The following is a 19,442-nucleotide window of genomic DNA, read 5'->3' as shown; positions in this document are numbered from 1 at the left end:
ATGATCGTGGCGTCGATGACCTCATGGAGGAGATCGATCACCTCTTCGTTCACTCAACAGCCGACGCTAACGTTCAAAGCTGAGTCATAAACAAGGATGAAATAGTCGGGCACCTCGAATCCAAAGATATCTCGAAACCAGAAGAACGAGTAACAGCGTTTATTGAGACAATACCTGACTTACTGGACTGGCTGGAAGAACATGGGCGCGACTATCCATGGCGATATACCACTGATCCTTGGCGAGTCTACGTGACTGAAATACTGCTGCAGCGAACCCGGGCTGACGCCGTTGCAGATATCTACGAGTCGTTTTTCACTACATTTCCAGACCCGCAGACGCTTGTATCAGCTGATGACCGGACTATTTTCGAGGAGGTTCGGTCGCTTGGCTTTGGGAATCAGCGTACCCGGAGTCTCCGTGACACCGCCCAACTCTGTGTCAAGGAGTGTGGTGGGACAGTTCCTGATGATTTGGAAGCGTTGCAGGAACCGTGGCGTGTCGGTCCCTACTCTGCTCGCGCTTGTCTACTCTTTGCGTTCGATACACCAGTGGCGCTTGTCGATTCGAATATTGCCCGGATCTTTGAGCGGGTGTTCGATTATGAAATGCCGGGGCAACCACACAAAAGCGATGCTGTGTATGGTTTCATAGGGACATTCATTCCCGACGACCCGGCATTAGCTCGTGCTATCAACTTCTCGTTTCTTGACCTCGGAGCCATGATCTGTACCACCGATCCGCAGTGTCCGTCTTGCCCGCTCAACGAGTGTTGTGCCTTTGCTCAACGAACTTCTTCGGAGTGATTCGTGACACCGTCAGGACTGGAATACAGATCGGTCAAGGCGCTTCGTATCAGAAGATGCCTGAACAGTAGCGAAGAAGTCTGTGAGGTCATCAACCGCCGGTCCTTGGACAATAAGACCGATTTCGATTGCGCTCCTCAGACTGTAGTTTGTGAAATTTGCACTTCCGACATATGCTCTTTCACGGTCGGCTATTAGTGCCTTTGCGTGGAGGTTCCCGTGGTCTGAATCATATTCAAAGAGATGAAGATTGCGGACATCACCCGCATCCGTGACAGTCTCATGTATCCGCTGCACGTGCTCTGCATTATCATTTCCACCGATTACATCCCGCGTCAGGACAGTGACGCTCACTCCACGGCTAGTTGCCTGTGCCAAGTAGTCTACGAATGCATCAACACCGAATCTGGTGAAGAATGGGGTCACAACGATTAGTTCTGATTCGGCGTTTCTGACGAAGCGGGTTAGTCGTGCCATCAATTCAGCTGATCGGTCCTCGAATGCATCAGGGACGGAGATCGTCAGTTCAACATCATGGACACGGTCCTCAGCGAGGAGTTCGATCTCGGATTTCGTGGCGTACTTGCCGAAGTACGATAAGAATTGAATGAATTCTGTTACCGTCGTCTGGTTCACGCTCACTTGGCTTGTTTGAGCGCTCGTGTATTCGACAAGCTCGAATTCTGAGGCGAGGTCGTGTAACCGGTTTGCAGCCTCATCGTGGATACTGAACTCGTCAGCGGTCTGTTTTGGTGTGACAGTTCCGTCGTTGCGTGCTGATGTATGGATCAGGTGGGTGCAGAAGACAATTGGATCGATGTCGTGGGCACGAAGTGATTGGATGAACTCTGCAGGGGTGGTAAGTGACATGCTGGAGTGCCCCGATCAGGTGCTTCCCAATCCACCGGTGAGTTTCCAGAACCCGGTTGCCGCGTCTTTTGCGATGCGCTCGCCGTACAGGTCGATACGTGACAGGTTCTTGTTGAAGTGCTGGCAGCCGATTTCAGAGATATGGAGGCAGGCGTGACAGGCTCCTCCACGGATTTCTGCACACGTTGAGTCGTACATGCATCTCTCTCCCTGGTTCAGTGTGCTGAGAAGCCAGTCATCTAAATTCCGGTCCGTGAGGGTGAATAGGCCGCCTGCAGTGTAATTTTGGGTGTTGTTTGAATAGATAGCAGTCGCCAATGCATCGGTGAACAGGTACTCCGCGAATGAGGTTTCTTCGATGCCAGAATGGACGGATGCACGCTGCATTAGAAGGTGTGACATCGTGTGCAATAACCGGTGGACGGCACGGGTCACCTCATTATATTTCTCGTTCGTTTCTACGTCGGTCGAGTACGGTTCGACTGGTTCCATCGCTGCGTACAGTGTCGCCCGGGCCTCCGGGAGATCCATGTCCTGTGTGTCAGCAATGTTGTATCCAGCTTCAGAGAGCCAGTGCCCCACCGCGCGTGGATCCAATTGCACGATCGCGGCTTCCGTCTTTGACCTCGTCGTGTATATTGGAGTTCGCCAATCCCCGTCTTCTACTTTGATTGGGGGGAAGGTACGAACAGCGGGGGTTGGTTTGTCGTCTTCCTGTTCGTTAAACGTACGATGGTACCCGTACACACCCTTTAGGAGTGGGAATTCTGATGTGACGCCAATATCGAGAATACCCATCTGGTCCATCAGTTGCTTTTCACGCGTGGATGCGTCTTCTCGTGCGCTTTCCTGCTCCATTATTTCATGCAACTGGATATAGCGCCGCATATTTTCTGTCGGCTCAACGCCACCCACTTTGTTTTCGACTGATCTTCGCACAAGCTCCGGATTCTCACCGCCACCAATCTGTCCAAGAGCGTCTTTTATTCCTTCAATTACCTCGGGATCATCGGCGTCAAGGTCGTCGTAATCAATACCAGAGACACCGTCCTTCTGCACCATCTCACGAAGCGTCGTTTCCGGGTGGTCGAATTCCCCGAGGTATGCACCAATCACCAGTGGGTCAATCTCTTCGTCGCTCCGAAGATCGCTCTGGTACACGTTGTTTGTGCCGAGGTCCACCCTGGTGAGGTCATGGATGTTCATTGCCTTGGACGCGGAGTGGACGGTAACATCCATGTACTCGCCGCAGTCACAGAACGCGTGGATGCCTTCCTTGATTACTGCACCATTGCATGCGCCACATCGCCATTTGAAATTCTGATATCGGTCTGCCCGGTCATCTAACTTGACGTACGACCACCCATGGTCGTCGCACGACGGGACATTAATCGAACTGATATCAGAGCAGGATGGACAGACACCAACGTGGTGAATCTGTGTTAGATTTCCGTCACACCCGTTTCGTTGGCAATCCTGTCCATTCTCTTCCAATCCGGTGATTCGCTTGCCGCTGTAATCGTGAATCTTCCCACAGTCCATGCACTCGAAGACGCGAGGGAAGATTTCTGCATACACCCGTTCTGGATCGGCAATCACCCACTGATCACGACTTGGCGATGGGACGGAGTCGTCAGCGACGCCACCTTCCCACGAACTGAGATTCGCATGAACGTAGTCGATCAGTTCTTGCTCACTACTGATATCCATTTTCTCACCGAACATCGTATCAGAGATTTCGATGAGATTGTGTTTCGGATTCGAGAACGTTGCTTTCGGCGGGAAATTATACATTACCTGCTTTTTCCCGCGTTGCATGTGGTTGGTCATCGGAGATTCACCCCTAGTGCGCGGAAGGCATCTTCATGCTTGTTACTCGGTCTGATGTCGATTGGTTCGTCGACGTCGCGCAGGCTTAGCATGACACGTCCGATGAGACAGTCGCTAATCGTTTCTTCTGCTTCGTTCCCAATTCTGTTGAATGACTGTTGGACGAGTTCTTCGATACGGTCTTCGAACGGACACTGTCCGGTTTCCCAATCCTCACCGTAAATTGCTTTGAGATCGTCAATCATCGTTTCTTGATCAATCACGCCTGCTCGTTTTGCTTTCCTGGCCATACTCGGACTTGCATTGTTTTTGAAATACCCGAGTTCTTCAGATAACTCGTCGAAGTACCGGACCTGAAGCAGTGACATGAACAGACCGGGGAACGTTCTGTCGACACTGAATTTCGCCCACCGATTGATTGCGACTGGTTCGACGAGTCGGTCCATGTATTCGTGGTACTTGTGGAAGTAGTGGTAGTGGGAGCGGTCGCGCTCGCCGATTGGATCAAACACGTCGAGAACCATGCCCGGGTGTTTTCGCCCAACGCGTGAGCTTGCCTGAATGTATTCAGACATGCGTGGTGGCGCGTTGAAGAACAGCATGTACCCGAGTGCGTCTAGGTCAACGCCGTGGCTGATGGAACTGGTTGCTGTGATCAGTCCTTGGATTTCTTTGTAGGTCGTTCCACCTTCCTCACCCAACTCTTCGAAGTTTTTGAGCATATTGGCCATATCATCCGCGTCCGTGTTGCCCTGCATGTCGAAGCGGTCAACGCGGTCGTAGCCATCTGACGTCAGGTTATCATTCACCTGCGTTTCGGTGGACTTGTAGACACGACCCCCCTCGAACTTCGAGATTACGTAGGTGACCAGCGTGTAGTAGTGGCTGAGCAACTTCTCGAACTCATCCGGGTCGGAAAGTTCGTCGAAGTCGAATTCTTGGATGTGTTTAGCAGGGTCTGCCAGGAGGTCCTGTATCCGGCGTTGATGCAGCTCCAGCACCCGAATGATGCTGTTAATTTGACTGCGGTTCCACGGCACGACACCGACGTAATACCGTTGGGTTTTCTCATCATCTGTCGTCGTGTAGGCTGATTCACGATACGCCGGGCCCGGTGCAGGGAACAACGTTGTGTCTTTGCCACCGTACAGGTGTTTGACTTGATTATCTGATTCCTCTATAGTTGCAGTAGCCGCGATCTTCTTCGGTTCTACATACTCAACCCCTTGCGCCTCCGCGGCCCATTCAAGATGCTGCTCGTATGCTGCGTAGTAGTGACTCTCGAAGGTACCAAGATCCTCGTTGACAAGGTGAAGTTCGTCTTGGAGGCAGAGAGTCGGTACCGGATCGGTGAGGTCAACAGGCTTTAGACCGCCGTCAGCCGGCTGTGTTTCAGTGTTATCACGTCCACAGAAGAATCCCAACAGACACTCGTCATGTCGGTGTGAATACCCGTGTTCAGGGCACTTGTGAGTGACATACCCTGCTAGTGTTCGGAACCGGTAATTGTACCCGAGTGCAGCTAGTTTGTCCTGTGTTCCTAGTACGATTGTTGGAACAGCACGGTAAATGTCAATATCAGTGACGTGTACATTGAGATTTTCGCGCCGGCATGATTCTGATGAACAGTGGTGTTCGATGCGGTCCGTTTCCGTACTGAAGTGAAGTTTGACATCGCTTCCGCAGAGTGGGCATTTCTCGACCGTTCGGTAATCCTCTCGGCTGATTTTCTCAAGATCGTGCCCGTCAATTTGATTCCAGCGCTTCTGGAAATCACGGAGTAACTCTCGATTACTTTCCAATTGGTCCTTGTCCTGAGGGTAATCACCTCTCGGATTCCAGTCGAGTTCCGTTGTGAGAAGACCAATAAGACTATTTTCTGTATTGCCGGTATAGAACCCCGCACTAAGCGGTTCGCCACCGTAGCCCTCTTCTTTGCGAACTTCGTCTGCATGAACGAGGATCTCCACCACGCGTTGGAACTGTTGAAGCGATAGCAGTCGAAGTGGGAACCGCATCATGGCCGAGAGACCGAAGTCCTTCCCACGTCGCCTATCGAACAGTGCCGTGAACACGAGGAGTGCTAGGTATGCCTCCGTCTTGCCACCGCCCGTCGGGAAATACAGCAGGTCAGTAATATCTCTGTTGTGTGCTTCGGCGTCGAAATCCCGTTCTTCGTACATGATGTCGGGCAGCAGGGACACGATGAAAACAGCCTGAAATGGTCGCCAGCCAGGATACTCAAGCTCAGCTGTCTCATCCCACGGGTCTCCCTTTCGAACCTTTCGGAGGAACACGCGGTTGACGTTCTGGAAGAGTTCACGCGCCTCGTTGTCTTCTTCGAGGAGTGTCACACCCCGGTCATACCGTTCGATCTCACGTTCGAACTCCGTAATGTCATCCTTGATCTCCGCAACAATTGGGTCAGATTCTGGATTGTCTGCCTTTGCCTTAGCCTCCTGTAATTTCGATTCCCATTCGGATTCCTTATACGACTTCAACTTCCCACGAATCGCTCGGAGAACCGGGAGCGGGTCTTCGGCAAGTGTATCAAACCGTGGGTTGGCATCCCCCGAGAACTGACGGTGGCCGAAGTACGGTTGTTCGTATACCGGGATTGTTTCTGACTTTATGCCGTCCCCATCATCGGTCCGTTCCACTGTACAGTTCTCTCCCTGTCCTGGCACGGACGGGTCGTAGCGGAAGCCTTCAGGTACTTCTTCGAACGTCATATCGGTGAATTCCGTCCCGCCGGTTCCTCGCAGTGCTAATTGGGTTTCGTACGTGGCGAGATCCACATTGCTGAAGTCAGGTTCTTCGTCGCTCTCATTCGTAATATCGACACGGACAGTTGCTTTCCCTGCAGAATCTTCTTCTGTGGGAGTTGTTTCGTCAAGCCCTTCGAGCAGGCGAACATCGATGCCGACGTTGGGCGTTGGGGCATACTCAGAATCCCCTCCGACAACACCGTCAGTCAGTTCGGTAAGGAATTCCTCGTCGTCTTGACCTTCGCGGTCCGAAAGGTACCCCTCAACTGCACGTTCATCATCCTCGTAGAGATCCGGCTGTATTTCGACGTGATTCTCGATCGCGGTCTGAATCTTCGTATTTAATTCTCGTTCGACCTGTACAGACACATCTGACAGAAACCCGGTGTTAGCTGCTTGTGCGTTGAATTCAACAGTCGTGCTGACACCAGAGCGTTCTTCGTTATCACCGTTTGCCCCTTGTAATTCGTATTTCCGGTAGACGAGAGGTACGCTTTCACCAGACTCAACCTGTTCAGACGGAGTCGGAATCACCCGATAATACAGAGAAAAGGAAACCTGGATGTCTAACGCGACGGTTTCTCCGTCACCGGTGTCAGTGACACGACCGATCAAAGTTAGAGAAGACGGTGATGTACGAGATTGGATTTCCCGATCGATTGTCGTTTCTTCCTCTTCGGGAACTAGGACACCGGAAAAGAACTTCGTCCGTGGTGTAAATCCGGGCGGTGTCCGCTCACCGTGTTCGATATGTGCCCCCAAAATCTGATCCGTCGTGTCACCAACAAGATGAGATGCGAACTTCTCAATATCATCCCTGGATGCCCCGTCAATATCTGCCATTTGTTATAAGATGGTATGCATCATCCAGGTATAAATCCCCTGCCAGGAAAACAATAGGAGAACATCTACAGGTATCCTGTAGGGTTCGTTATTCGATTTCTTCACACCGTGACACGATGACTTGGCTCACGCCAGGCTGATCAAACAGGTCACCATCACAAGCACGGTCGGCAAGCCATTGCCAGAAGACGCTTCCTCGCTGCCGATGAGTCGCCCGTATCGCCTTCATTCGGGTGAGCACCTGATTCCAGTTATCCGCCATTCGATCGCTCCCGTACGCCTCTGCGACCGCTTCCACCCCATCTGCATGCCGGGGACCAATACGGAGCTCACTTCGGAACACAAGATCAGACGGTGAATCTGCCCGATAGACCCCACGCGCCCAACCTACGACCGTGTCAGTTGCGACCGATACGTCTGACTCAATCTCACGCGCGAAGCCCCAAATCCCATCACCGGGATCCGACGTCTCGGAGTGTGCAGCCAGACCAGTCGAGACAGCTTCATACCACAACTCAACAGCGTCCATGAACGCTTCTTCTGCGTCAGCGTCTTCATCACTATCCTCCCAATCCTCCCGGAGGAACTCTTCCCACAGGTCCTGCCGGGCATCTGATTCAATAAGCACCATCTCATCACCACTACTGACCCGAGACAGGGATCGCAGCCCATACTCCCCGGCTGAGACAAGATGTTCTTCCGACCGGACGATCATAGGATGGGAATCCCACATCGTTGTTTCTTCTGCTTCTTCAAACTGGACGCGATACCGAGAATTCTCTCCCGAGGACCCTGACTGACTACCATCATCGTCACGGGATTGCGCCGCAACGGAAAGGTAACTCCGGTACAAATCATCGGTGAGGCTCTTGTCATCCTCGGATATCTCGGGTGTGCTCCCGTAAGTTGTGACGTCTACTTCAGGGAGCTCAACATCAACGCACCGGGGGAGGTACGGACGACGTTTATAATCGACACCGTAAACGCGTGATTCGAGTGTTCCATCGGCGTGCCCCAATACGATTGTCTTCTCGATAGCAGGATGGTGATAGTAGATTGCTGTCTGCGGTGGTAACGGGTCGAACGTGATTAGCCAATCCACCTCACCCGGGGACAACTCACGGACAGTATGCTCATCAAAGAGCCGAAGATCATCACCAAGGATCCAGTTACTTGCTTTCTCCTTGAGGTATACGTCAAGCATATCTTTATACGTCTTTTTTGCACAGAGAATTCCAACCTGCTTCCCACCCTCTGCGGCGTTATCAAGAACATCCATGAGTTCCTTAGACAACGGATTTGCCCCATCGATTCTATCAAGGAGAGTATCGATTGTAATGACTACCTCATCAAGTAATTCTGCATCAAAACCTGCCTCATCCGCGAGTGCCTGAATCCCGTCTCGTCGTGAACTAATTTGACGTGGAACCCATTTGTTCCCCTGGTCGATTTGAGTCTGCACCCACGTGTCGTGAAGCTCCACAGGGACCGGGAGACTCCCAATCGTATACCGGAATCCCCTCACAGCCCGGGTCATCTCTGAATCGCTAATCTGCTGACTGTACTCGTCAATTTTCGTGAGTAACTCGCCAATGCCATCACCGGTTTGTACTGCGTGCAGGTCTACAGGAGATGATCCCGATGTCAACTCGACTGCATTCCGACTCTTCTCATCGGCTGCGACTGTCTCATCTGGTTCGGCTTCTTGCTCAATGAAATTCGGTTGTGGAAGGTCGGTCGGAGGTCCGACGTGCTGTCTCCGGTCAGTAGCGTGTTGGGACGTGAAGATACTGTACATCTCTATATGCACAGGACGGTCACGGTGGCATGCGTCGAACTCGTTTGGATCAACGTCATCTACCTGTACCAAGTTCGTCAATGATGCCCGATCGGCAATTTCACCGTATCCGTCCGCTGACACAGCCGGATCTTGATCAACACCGTCACTAATTGACCCACCCGTCAGCGTCCCTCGCCACTGCTGAAGTTGAGCAGCATCCGCGGCATCAATTCCGGGAAGATAGTTGTAAAGGATGATATCAGCTGGCGCTTCTGCGAGCGGTTCAATGTCCCGAACCAGTGTAAGAAACGGTGGATCATCAATTACCGTGCTCCCGGTTGTTTCTACTGTAAGCTCTTCGTCGGTTATCCGAGCTGTCGGAACAAGATCTAAAACCGGGATGATTTCTGTGTGATCATCCGATGGTGCGAGCGCGTATTTCTGCAGTGCTTCTCTAACGTCCTTCTTTGTCCCCCATCCACCCGTAGCAGGTGTGTGTAAAGCGACCCGAGTATCTGGATTGACGATCTGCGCGAAGACTGCACCAAGCACGGCAAACTCAAACCACGTCGAATCATACGATGGCACCACAAATTGAAGAGATTCATTTAGCTCATTGCGGTCTTCTTGTGGGGTGTCAAGTAATTCTGCAAGAACACCACAGATAGCTTTGTGTTGGTCTTCATCTTCCTCTGCCGAAACGGCAGCAAGTCGCGCAACCGCCTGAATAATAGACAATTCAGCGGACCCCAACGACGGTGAATCCCACGTAACTGCTCCAGTTCGACGAACCAACGAATAATCCTCTGAAAGCGCCTGCACACATTCAACATCTCCCGGAATGAGTTGCGGTGTCTTTCCTTGAAATTGTCGCCGAAGATCGGCAACGATCTCTTTTGCCTTCTTATCAATCTCTTCATCAGTCGATCCGTACAGGTTCTTGAGTTGTTGCGGTGGTGGATACACCCCTAGTGATTGGAGTATCTTCCCGACATCTTCGAGTTCCTGCGCTGAAGTGATACGTTCAAGATCACCGACAAGCGGTTCTATAGCCGGGAGAACCAAAGCGGGTTTCACCTCCCCAAGTATGCTGAGCGCTTCACAAATATCGGTCCGAGCATCGCTGTCACAAGTACGTGCTACCGTGACAAGTACGTCCACATGTTCGCATAATTTCTCAGGCCAAGACTCAGCAAACACCTTTACTGAACCTGTCCAAGGAGACGGGTCATTGTCTCCTAACCGCCTCGTGATTTCGTCAATCCAGTTATTCAGATCATCACCAGCACTCTCAACCTGGACGGCACCAAATACAGAAGCCAACACAGCACCGCCTTGCTCTCCACCATCACCTTGCTCCAAGAACCCGATTAATTGCGGGACCGTCTCTTTCCACTGTGTCGGATACACACCAGCCTCTAACACAGTCTCAATCAGATGTCCGATCTCCTGCCGTGTATCTTGAGAACTAACTTCTGTGTATTCATCACAGAGCGTGGCAATTACCCTGCCATGATAGAATCCATCTGGAATTGGCTTTTCATCTGTAACCTCAATCAGTTGTTCGAGTAAATCAGTCTCAGCAGCCTGCTCTGCATTGGCGGCTACTACGCGAAGTGCTTGCCATGGATGATCCACGATTGCCCGGTGAACACATTCTCCCGGAGCTTCCTGCGGGTATCGAAGATAGGTTTTGAGACACCGCATCGCATATGTCTGGAAGAATCCACCAACAGGATACCTCTCATCCAAGTCTACTACGCCATCGAACATCTCTGCTGTGCGCTTCAGTTCATTGTATATACTGTCATCGGGTGGAAGACGAGATAGTGCCCGGTACCCTTCCATCCGGTCAGTATGTGAAAGTTCGTCTCTTTCGAGACAATCAGAATCAAATGACGTTTCCAGAGCGGCAGCATCACGTGGATAGATTTCAAGCAAATGCTCAATGACAGGTAGTGGATCGACGTGTTCGTCATCGAGAACAGCAACAAGCCCCGGACAGTCGATAGGCGGTGTAGTTTCCTTCAAAATGATATCGATGCACTTGCCAGCACTCCACGCTCCATACCCACCGTCTTGAACTTGGTCGATTAGTTCTGGTAACTTGCCCGCCGCTTTCTCAGCCCCGGGAGTTGTCTCTTCTCGGAGCCAGGTAAGAAACTCATTTGGGTCACCAGCTGCTGGAGGTTCTTCCTCCGTTTCTGGCTGTTCTGACACCGACGAACGACTTCCCGTATTTGAGTAGTCGGTTATCGAACGCTGCTCCGAGTTATCATCGGTCACGAACTACTATCAATTTGGTCACCCTTACGGATAACAGTACGGGGAGGGTAAAGTGGCCACTAACCGAATACTAATCGAATAACTCTCCAAGATACGTTGAGAAACTGGTTGAATTACCGGAGTTCCCATTCGTTGGCTGTCCCGTGGGGGTCACCTGTATCTCGTGGCGATTTAGACGTAGCAGCGAGGTCTCTGAGCGTGTCAGGAGAGTCTACACTGCACTCGTCATGCCACGTGTCAATCTGATAGGCGTATTGTACAATTAGTTATACAACGCTTTGTACAGTCTTTTGTAGAATCGTTCGAACGAATGAATATATAATCATTAGTACAGCTTTTTAAAAACTGTTTCAGCTACAACGACAACTAAAGAAATTTTGAGGGTAGTGGGCTGCCGAAGATTTGAACTTCGGACCTGCTCCGTGTGAAGGAGCCGTCATAACCGAACTAGACCAGCAGCCCTGTACACCACAGTTGCTCACCATGCTTGATAAGCGGTATGGGTTCCGTCGCTGGTAGTATATGTCCCCGTGGTTTTATTTCTCCTTCAAGCAATTGCGGAGACGTGTCCGGGGTGCAAGACAGCATCGTCGGTTTCGATGACGGATTCAAACTCGGCAGTTGCTCGCCGGAAGTGAAAGCACCGGGTTCAACAGGCTCAGAGTGCGATATCCTGTCCTACAAGATAGCGGAAGAGAGGATGGGTTGGGGCGGATTCGAACCGCCGACTTCCTCCGTGTGAAGGAGGTATCATAACCGACTAGATCACCAACCCTGACACCTGTTGCTATTCGAGGGGTCGACTTAAGAATTGTCTTCCCGATCAGGCCTCTGTCCGGCGATAGGACCCGATCCGCTCGCGCGCCGCCTCAACCGCGGCTTCGGCGCGCTCTCGCATCGCCGCTAGATCGGCCCGCGCCGATTCGAGACGGCCGGGCTCTGGTTCCGCTTCGCGACCAGTGAGGTCGCGAACTCGGCGGACGGCCGGTTCGAGTTCGGCTGTGACGCCGTTCTTCGCCGTCGTACCCGCGCGTTTGCGGTAGTACCGTGTGTCTTCGACGTGCCTGTCCATATCTGACCTTCGGCAGAGGACGAATAAATCGTTTGTGGCGCGGCTGACGTTGAGAGAACTGTTTTCCAGCATGAGCGAGTACGGGTGGTATGTTTCGCCGTGTGTCACTTCCGACGCCGTTTCAGGTCGGCCCAGTCAACAGCTACCTCACCGGTCGGACGATCATCGATCCCGGCCCCGACAGCGAGGAAGCGTGGTCGGAGCTGCTGACGGCCTTGGAAGCGCGGTCGCTCGCGCCCGACGATATCGAGCAAGTGCTGATCACCCACCCCCATCCAGACCACTTCGGGCTGGCGCACCGCTTTAGCGAACGGGGTGCCCGAATCGTCGCCAGCGAGCCCGCGACGCCGATCCTCGAAGACTTCGCGGGACGACTCTATCACGAGCAATCGTACTTCGTGGACTTCTTCGAGCGCTGTGGCATGGCGGCCGAGACCGCCGAGACCGTCACACAGCTGCCCGAGGCGTTCCTCAACTACGCGTCCAGCGTCACGGTCGATCAGTCGGTCGCTGCCGGCGACGAGGTCACCGTCGACGACAGCCTCGTCACGGTCGACGATCTCGTCGGCCACTCCGTCGGCGAGGTCCTCTTCGCGTTCGAGGCCGACGGCGAACGCCGGGCGATCGTCGGCGACAACGTGCTGGCCGACATCACGCCGAACCCTTTCCTCCAGCCGCCGGCCGACGACGGCGAGGCGCGACCGCGGGTGCTGCCGCGGTACAACGACTCGCTCGACCGGCTCGCGACGGCGGGGTACGATCGATTCCTGCCGGGCCACAGAACGGACATCGAGGAGCCAAGCGCACGCATCGAGGCCATCAGAGCCGACCACGAGGACCGCACCGACGATGTCGAGACGCTACTGGATAGCCCCACGACGCCGGTCAGCGTGATGGAGGGGCTCTTCGGTGACCTCCCCGTGACCGAGCAGTTCTCGGGCATGAGCGAGGCTGTCGGCCACCTGGACGTGCTGGAACAACGAGGTCGCGTCGAGAGAGAAGAGAGCGGCGGCGTCGTCCTCTACGAGCGCGCTTAGAGCAGGCTCGCAGCTGTTTCTGCGGTCTGAGACACCGCGTCGAAGCCCGGCAAGAGCAGGACCGTCACGAGCGCGGCCACGAGCACCGCGGTGTACAGCCCGATCGGGTACCGCTCGATCTCCAGGCCGCTGGCGGGCTCTTCGATCCACATGGCCTTGACGACCCGCGTGTAGTAGTAGAGGCTCAGTGCGCTGTTGACGATCAGCGCCGCGCCGAGGAACCACGTCCCCGAACGGACGGTCGCCATCAGTAGGTTGAACTTCGAGAAGAAGCCCCCGCCGATGGGGAGGCCGGCGAGACTGAACAGGAACACCGTCATGGCCGCACAGGCCAGGGGCGCTTGGGTCGCGAGCCCGTTGTAGTCCTCGAAGGTGCGACCGATGTCCCAGTACTCGACCAGCGCGATGAACAGGAACGCGCCCGTGTTCATGAAGCCGTAGACGAGCAGATGCATCATCCCCGACCCGAGCACGTAGGCGTCACTGCTGCCGCCGGTCAGTGCCGCCAGTCCGATCAGGACGTAGCCGGCGTGTCCGACGCTGGAGTAGGCCAGCATCCGCTTGACGTTCTCCTGGGTCGCGGCCGCGAAGTTGCCGACGAACATCGTCACGATCGCCAGCACCTGGAAGACCAGCACCCAGTCGACGACCGCGAGGACCGCATCGCCCATGAGTGCGGTAGCGAACACGCGGAACGCGAGCACGAAGCCCGCGGCCTTGGAGGCCGAAGAGAGGAACGCCGAGATCGGAGCCGGCGCGCCCTCGTAGGCTTCCGGTGCCCAGAAGTGGAAGGGGACGCTCGCGGTCTTGAACGCGACGCCGCCGACGATCATCAGGACGCCGATGCCGAGGATGCCCGCGGGCACGCCGTCGGTCAGTGCCGCTGCGACGGCGTCGAACTGGAGCGAGCCGGTCGCACCGTACACCAGCGAGATGCCGTACAGGAACACGCCCGACGAGAGCGCACCGACGAGGAAGTACTTCAGCGCGGCCTCGACGCTCCCCTTGTTCGTCTTGAGGATCGCCACGAGCGCGTACGACGGCAGGGAGGCCAGTTCGAGGGCGACGAACGCGACCGCGAGGCCGTTGGCGCTGCCCAGCAGGCTCATCCCCGTCGCAGCCATCACCGTCAGGGAGTAGTATTTTGCCTGTCGGGCCTTGTCCGCCATGTAGTCGTAGCTGGCGACGACCACCAGCGTGAGGACGCTGGCGACCAGGAACGAGAAGAACAGCGCCATCTGGTCGACGACGAGCTGGTCGTCGAACAGGGAGATCAACTCGCCGTTCTCGGCCGGCAGGCCCGTGCCGGCGACGATAAACCAGACGCTCGTCGCCGCGGCGGCGATCGAGCCGAGCCCCGCGACGCCGGCCAGCAGTTCGTTGTTCGAGGAGTCCGGATCGATGCTATCGACGAGCAGGAGGACGATCGCCGTCAGACCGAGCAGCAGCGTCGGACTGAGCGCCGTCCACGTTGGAAGTTGTACCATTAGACACCACCTCCGATTTCGAGGATCGGATTAACCGCTTCCTGGATCATCCCGTACGAGAGGTCGGGCGCGACGCCGAGCAGGATGACCAGCAAGAGCAGGACTGCCAGCGGAGCCACGTCGTGGAACGCCGCACCGTCGAGCTCGTAGTCGGTTTCGAGCTCGTAGCCGCCGAAGAGGGTCCGCTGCATCGCCCACAGGAGGTAGCCGGCGACGATGACGATGCCGAACATCGCGATCGAAGTCAGCACCGGCGCGAGCGTTCCCAGCGTGTCCGTCGCACCGAACGAGCCCAGGAAGATGAACACCTCGGCGGCGAACCCGCTCATTAGGGGCAGCCCCATATACCCGAAGGCCGCCGAGACGAAGATGCCGACCGTCCACGGCATCCGATCCGCCAGGCCGGACATATCGCCGACCATGCGCGTGTGCGTCTCGTTGTAGATGACGCCGACGGCCATGAACATCAGCCCGGAGATCAGGCCGTGGGAGATCATCTGGAAGGTCGCTCCGCCCATGCCGTGTGGCGTGAACGCGACCAGCCCGAGGATGACGTAGCCCATCGACGAGATCGAGGAGTACGCGACGATGCGCTTGAGGTCGCGCTGCGCGAGTGCGAGCAGCGCGCCGTAGATGACGCTGAACACGCCGATCACCGCGATCGCGACCGGCATGATCGCGAGGACCGAGCCCGTCGCCACGTCCGACAGCATGGTGAAGTTGAACCGCAGGAGCGCGTAGGTCCCCATCTTCAGGAGGACGCCGGCAAGCATCACCGACACCGGCGTCGGAGCCTCGACGTGAGCGTCTGGCAGCCACGTGTGCAGCGGGAACACCGGCACCTTCACCGCGAAGCCGACGAACATCAGGACGAACGCCAGCAGCTTCAGGTCGGCGACGGCGATACCGGCGAGGGATCCCATCTCACCGGCGACGAGGGCCTGCGTGATCTCCGGCAGGCCGAGCGTCGCGATGGAGTCGCCCAGCGAGAACACCAGCGTGAAAAAGCCCACGAACATGACCAGCGAGGCCACGTTCGTGTAGACGAAGAACTTGATCGCGGCGTACTTCCGGCGCGGGCCGCCCCAGACCCCGATCAGCAGGTACATCGGGATGAGGACGCCCTCCCAGAAGACGAACCAGAAGAAGAAATCCAGCGCCGAGAAGACGCCGATGAGGCTGACCTCCATCAGGAGCATCAGTCCGTAGAACTGCGACTGGCGCTCGTCGATCGGCGTCCAGGAACTCACGAGTGCGAGCGTCGTCAGGATGCCGGTCAGCGCCAGCAGCGGCATGCTCACGCCGTCCAGTCCGACGGAGTACTGGATCGTGTAACCGCCCAGCTCGATCCAGTCGATCGTCTGTCTGAAAGCGACCGTGTCGGGCGAGAGCAAGGCGTTCCCGACGCCCTGGTACTCGGTGAGGTAGACGTAGTACATCCACACCGAGCCGACGAGCGGGATCGTGCTCACAGCGGTCGCGAACTTCGCCGCGTAGCGGTCGTCGACCAGGAAGGTCGCGATGGCACCGAGTAGCGTGACGGCAAGTAGTGCGGCGACGGCGACCATCTAGAACCACCCCCCAGTGAGGCCGAAGACGACCAGTAACACGACCAGTGCGATCGTGATGAACAGCGCGTAGTTGGTGACGACGCCAGTCTGGAGGCGGCGAACGCGGCTGCCCGAGAACAGACTGACGCTGCTAATTCCGTTGACGACGCCGTCGATCACGCCCTGATCGAACTTGTCTGCGGCCCGTGAGAGCGGGTAGGTGAACCCCGTCGCGAGCCAGACCTGATACTCGTCTTGGTAGTAGTTGTGCATGAGCAGCGTCTTGATCGAGCCGAGTTTGTCCGTGTGTTCGACCGGTTCGGGCACCTTGTACAGCGAGCGCGCGGCGAGGACGCCAGCGACCGCGAGCCCCAGCGAGAGCAGTGCGGAAGCGATCAGCGTCCCCGTCGCGCCGAGTGGCTCACCGACGAGGACGTGTGCCGGCCCGTCGTGGAGTACGTGTTCGTAGTGCTCGTAGCCGGTTAGCAGTGCCTCCCAGCCGGATCCTTCCGCACCGAGCAGCCACTTGTGGAGGAAGTCGACCTCGAGGCCGGTGAGCTTCTTGACCGGGGCGAGGTTGACGAAGCCGATCGTCGTCGCGAGAATGCCCAGCACGGCCAGCGGCCCCTTGACGTTCCAGCGAACGCCGTGGGGCTTCTTGGCCGTCTCGGTCCGGGCCTCGCCGTGGAAGGTCAGGTAGACCATCCGGAAGGTGTAGAAGCCGGTGAAGAAGACGGCCAGCAGTCCCATCGCGTACGCGACGAGGAACACGGTGCCGAGACCGCCCTCGGTCCCGAACCCGTGTATCAGGGCCTCGTACAGCACCTCGTCTTTCGACCAGAAGCCGGCGAACGGAACGATGCCCGCCAGCGCGAGCGAGCCCGCGAGGAACGTGTAGTAGGTGACGGGCATCTTGTCCTTGAGACCGCCCATCTCCCACATGTTCTCCTCGTGGTGCATCGCGATGATCACCGCACCGGCACCGAGGAACAGGAGCGCCTTGAACACCGCGTGGGTGGTCAGGTGGAAGACGGCGGCGATGTAGCCACCCGACCCCAGCGCGAGCATCATGTATCCGTACTGCGAGATCGTCGAGTACGCCAGCACCTGCTTGAGTTCCTGCTTGACGACGCCCATCGTCGCCGCGAACAGGGCCGTGAAGCCGCCGACGAGCGCGATCACCGCGAGCGTCGTCGGCGTCAGCGCGTAGAAGCCGTACATCCGAGCGACGAGGTAGACACCCGCCGCGACCATCGTCGCCGCGTGGATCAGCGCCGAGACCGGCGTCGGGCCTTCCATCGCGTCGGGCAGCCACGTGTGCAGCGGGAACTGGGCCGACTTGCCCATCACGCCGCCGAGCACGAGCAGTCCGAGGATCGTGAACCAGGTCTGGGGCTCGAAGCCGAAGGTGTTCAGCCCCTCGGTCGCGCCGTCGACGATCGCGTGTTCCGCGACGACCGGGAACGAGCCCTCACCGGCGAACAGGCCCGGCGTCTGGGTCGCACCCGCGAAGGTGACGAAGATGCCGACGACGCCGATGAGGAAGAAGTAGTCACCGAAGCGAGTGACCAGGAACGCCTTCTTGGCGGCGCTCGGCGGGCCTGCTTCCCGGAAGTTGAAGCCGATCAGGAGGTACGAACAGAGCCCGACCAGCTCGAAGAACATGAACGCCATCAGGATGTTGTCGGCGTAGACGAACCCGAGCATGCTCGCCGTGAACAGCCCCAGCCCGGCGTAGTAGCGTGGGAGGCCCGTCTCGCCCTCGTCGTTCATGTAGCCAAGCGAGAAGACGTGGACGAGCAGGGCGATAAAGGAGACGATCAACAGCATCAGCGCCGTCAGCGGATCGATGAGGATTCCCAGGTGGAGATCGAACGTCTCCAGCCCAGCCGTGAAGGTGTACAGCGCCTCGTTGTACGTCTGGCCCCCGGCGACGGTCAGCGCGACCCACGCCGACAGCACGAGCGAACCGGCCGTGGCTGCGATCCCGGCCAGGGCCCCCTTCTTCGGGAGGTACTGCCCGCCGAACAGCGCGACGAGGAACGATACGAACGGAAGCAACGCGATCGCGGGTGCGTAGTCGAATGCAGTCATGTTACCACCTCATTGTCGTCGCCTCGGTCACGTCGATGTCCGAGAAGTTGCGGTACAGCACGAGGACGATCCCGAGCCCGACGGCGACCTCCGCGGCCGCCAGCCCCATCGCGAAGAGGGCGAAGACCTGCCCGGAGAGGTTCCCGTACTGAAACGAGAACGCCACGAGATTGATGTTGGCGGCGTTGAGGATCAACTCGACGGACATCAGGAAGATGAGCGCGTTCCGGCGGGTGAGGACGCCGAAGATCCCGATACAGAAGACCGCGGCCGAGAGCAACAGATAGTACTGCGTGGGGATCATCGGCTCTCACCTCCGGAGTGGTCCTCGTCGCGTTCGGCGAGCATCAGCGCGCCGTCGAGGGCCGCGTCGAGCACCACGGCGATGATGAGGAACAACGCGAGGAAGCCCTCACTCGGGACCGCACCCTCGTCCATGATCGCCGTCGGGTCGATGTTGAACATCGCCGCCCCGATGCTCTTGACGATCTGTGCGTCGGCCCCGAAGCCAGCGGGCTCCGGCAGCGACGCCCCGAGGAACGCCGCCGCGAGGACGCCAAAGAGCGCGACCGCCGCCAGCCCGGGCCACAGGGAAGTGCCGGTGTGGAGCCGTGGACGGCTCATGCCCCCACCTCGACGACGCTCTCGTCTTTGCGCGTGAGCATCACCGCGAACGTGATCAGGATCAGAACCCCGCCGACGTAGACGAGGATCTGCATCGCGGCGACGAACTCGGCCCTGAGCATGAGGTAGTGGACCGCGACGCTCAGTAACGCCACGCCCAGTAACAGCGCCGAGTGCCAGACGTCGCGGACGAGCACGACGCCCCAGCTGCTCGCAATGGTAACCACTGCGAACAGCACGAACGCTATTGTCTCGTACAGTCCCATCATTGTTGCACAGTCTTGCCGGCGCGCTTTTGAAGATTCCTCTTTCCGTTCGTCAGAACACGGCCGGTTTGGCACTCGCTGACAGCAATTGCCGGAGAATGTTGCCGAGTGAGGGAGAAAGCCCCACAG

Annotated in this window: 13 protein-coding genes and 2 tRNA genes; 2 read left to right on the top strand and 13 right to left on the bottom strand. The window is 56.8% G+C overall.

Features of this window, described 5'->3' with window-relative positions; all coding sequences use genetic code 11:
* The first annotated feature begins 251 nt into the window (after nucleotides 1-251).
* A complete protein-coding gene (locus HALKA_RS20560) occupies nucleotides 252-806 on the top strand; it encodes an HhH-GPD family protein (RefSeq protein WP_245545436.1) in 555 nt (184 codons plus the stop codon).
* A 12-nt stretch (nucleotides 807-818) separates the two neighbouring features.
* Here HALKA_RS20560 and HALKA_RS0117370 read toward each other — a convergent pair whose 3' ends face one another.
* The 7 genes from HALKA_RS0117370 to HALKA_RS0117325 form a co-directional block, all read right to left on the bottom strand.
* On the bottom strand, nucleotides 819-1,676 hold the full coding sequence (locus tag HALKA_RS0117370) for a phospholipase D-like domain-containing protein (protein ID WP_018259191.1): 858 nt from the start codon (nucleotides 1,674-1,676) through the stop codon (nucleotides 819-821).
* A gap of 15 nt (nucleotides 1,677-1,691) precedes the next feature.
* A complete protein-coding gene (locus HALKA_RS0117365) occupies nucleotides 1,692-3,506 on the bottom strand; it encodes a DUF8724 domain-containing protein (RefSeq protein ID WP_018259190.1) in 1,815 nt (604 codons plus the stop codon).
* The gene (locus HALKA_RS0117360; protein ID WP_080505855.1) at nucleotides 3,503-7,117 is read right to left on the bottom strand and encodes a helicase-related protein; all 3,615 of its coding nucleotides are present in this window, start codon (nucleotides 7,115-7,117) and stop codon (nucleotides 3,503-3,505) included. The genes HALKA_RS0117365 and HALKA_RS0117360 overlap by 4 nt, the downstream gene beginning before the upstream one ends.
* A gap of 88 nt (nucleotides 7,118-7,205) precedes the next feature.
* The gene (locus HALKA_RS21140) at nucleotides 7,206-11,117 is read right to left on the bottom strand and encodes a DISARM anti-phage system protein DrmE domain-containing protein (protein ID WP_155119448.1); all 3,912 of its coding nucleotides are present in this window, start codon (nucleotides 11,115-11,117) and stop codon (nucleotides 7,206-7,208) included.
* A gap of 453 nt (nucleotides 11,118-11,570) precedes the next feature.
* A tRNA-Val gene (locus tag HALKA_RS0117335) sits at nucleotides 11,571-11,645 on the bottom strand.
* Nucleotides 11,646-11,884: 239 nt separating this feature from the next.
* Nucleotides 11,885-11,958 (bottom strand) — tRNA-Val (locus HALKA_RS0117330).
* A gap of 48 nt (nucleotides 11,959-12,006) precedes the next feature.
* Nucleotides 12,007-12,255, bottom strand: a complete 249-nt coding sequence (locus tag HALKA_RS0117325) for a DUF7553 family protein (RefSeq protein WP_018259184.1) — start codon at nucleotides 12,253-12,255, stop codon at nucleotides 12,007-12,009.
* An 89-nt stretch (nucleotides 12,256-12,344) separates the two neighbouring features.
* Here HALKA_RS0117325 and HALKA_RS0117320 point away from each other — a divergent pair, with 89 nt between their 5' ends.
* Nucleotides 12,345-13,292 carry an MBL fold metallo-hydrolase gene (locus tag HALKA_RS0117320; protein WP_018259183.1) on the top strand — a complete coding sequence of 316 codons (948 nt, stop codon included), beginning with the start codon at nucleotides 12,345-12,347 and terminating at the stop codon, nucleotides 13,290-13,292.
* On the opposite strand, the gene HALKA_RS0117315 is transcribed toward HALKA_RS0117320, so the two are convergent.
* From HALKA_RS0117315 to HALKA_RS0117290, 6 genes are read right to left on the bottom strand one after another with little or no spacing between them, the layout of a single operon-like run.
* Nucleotides 13,289-14,779 carry an NADH-quinone oxidoreductase subunit N gene (locus HALKA_RS0117315; protein ID WP_015762882.1) on the bottom strand — a complete coding sequence of 497 codons (1,491 nt, stop codon included), beginning with the start codon at nucleotides 14,777-14,779 and terminating at the stop codon, nucleotides 13,289-13,291. The two genes, HALKA_RS0117320 and HALKA_RS0117315, sit on opposite strands and share 4 nt — an antisense overlap.
* Nucleotides 14,779-16,347, bottom strand: a complete 1,569-nt coding sequence (locus HALKA_RS0117310) for a complex I subunit 4 family protein (RefSeq protein WP_018259182.1) — start codon at nucleotides 16,345-16,347, stop codon at nucleotides 14,779-14,781. Before HALKA_RS0117310 ends, HALKA_RS0117315 begins: the two co-directional genes overlap by 1 nt.
* Complete coding sequence (nuoL, locus tag HALKA_RS0117305; protein WP_018259181.1) at nucleotides 16,348-18,423, bottom strand: NADH-quinone oxidoreductase subunit L; 2,076 nt, start codon at nucleotides 18,421-18,423, stop codon at nucleotides 16,348-16,350. It abuts the gene before it with no gap.
* Nucleotide 18,424: 1 nt separating this feature from the next.
* Nucleotides 18,425-18,727, bottom strand: a complete 303-nt coding sequence (nuoK, locus tag HALKA_RS0117300) for an NADH-quinone oxidoreductase subunit NuoK (RefSeq protein WP_015762879.1) — start codon at nucleotides 18,725-18,727, stop codon at nucleotides 18,425-18,427.
* Entirely contained in the window at nucleotides 18,724-19,047 is a 324-nt protein-coding gene (locus tag HALKA_RS0117295; RefSeq protein WP_018259180.1) for a hypothetical protein, read from the bottom strand. Before HALKA_RS0117295 ends, nuoK begins: the two co-directional genes overlap by 4 nt.
* Nucleotides 19,044-19,313 (bottom strand): NADH-quinone oxidoreductase subunit J, encoded by a 270-nt coding sequence (locus tag HALKA_RS0117290; protein ID WP_164731981.1) that lies wholly within the window; start codon nucleotides 19,311-19,313, stop codon nucleotides 19,044-19,046. Before HALKA_RS0117290 ends, HALKA_RS0117295 begins: the two co-directional genes overlap by 4 nt.
* Nucleotides 19,314-19,442 lie beyond the last annotated feature (129 nt).

The organism is Halomicrobium katesii DSM 19301 (assembly GCF_000379085.1).
Classification (GTDB): Archaea; Halobacteriota; Halobacteria; order Halobacteriales; family Haloarculaceae; genus Halomicrobium; species Halomicrobium katesii.
This window is presented reverse-complemented; position numbering and strand designations above follow the sequence as displayed.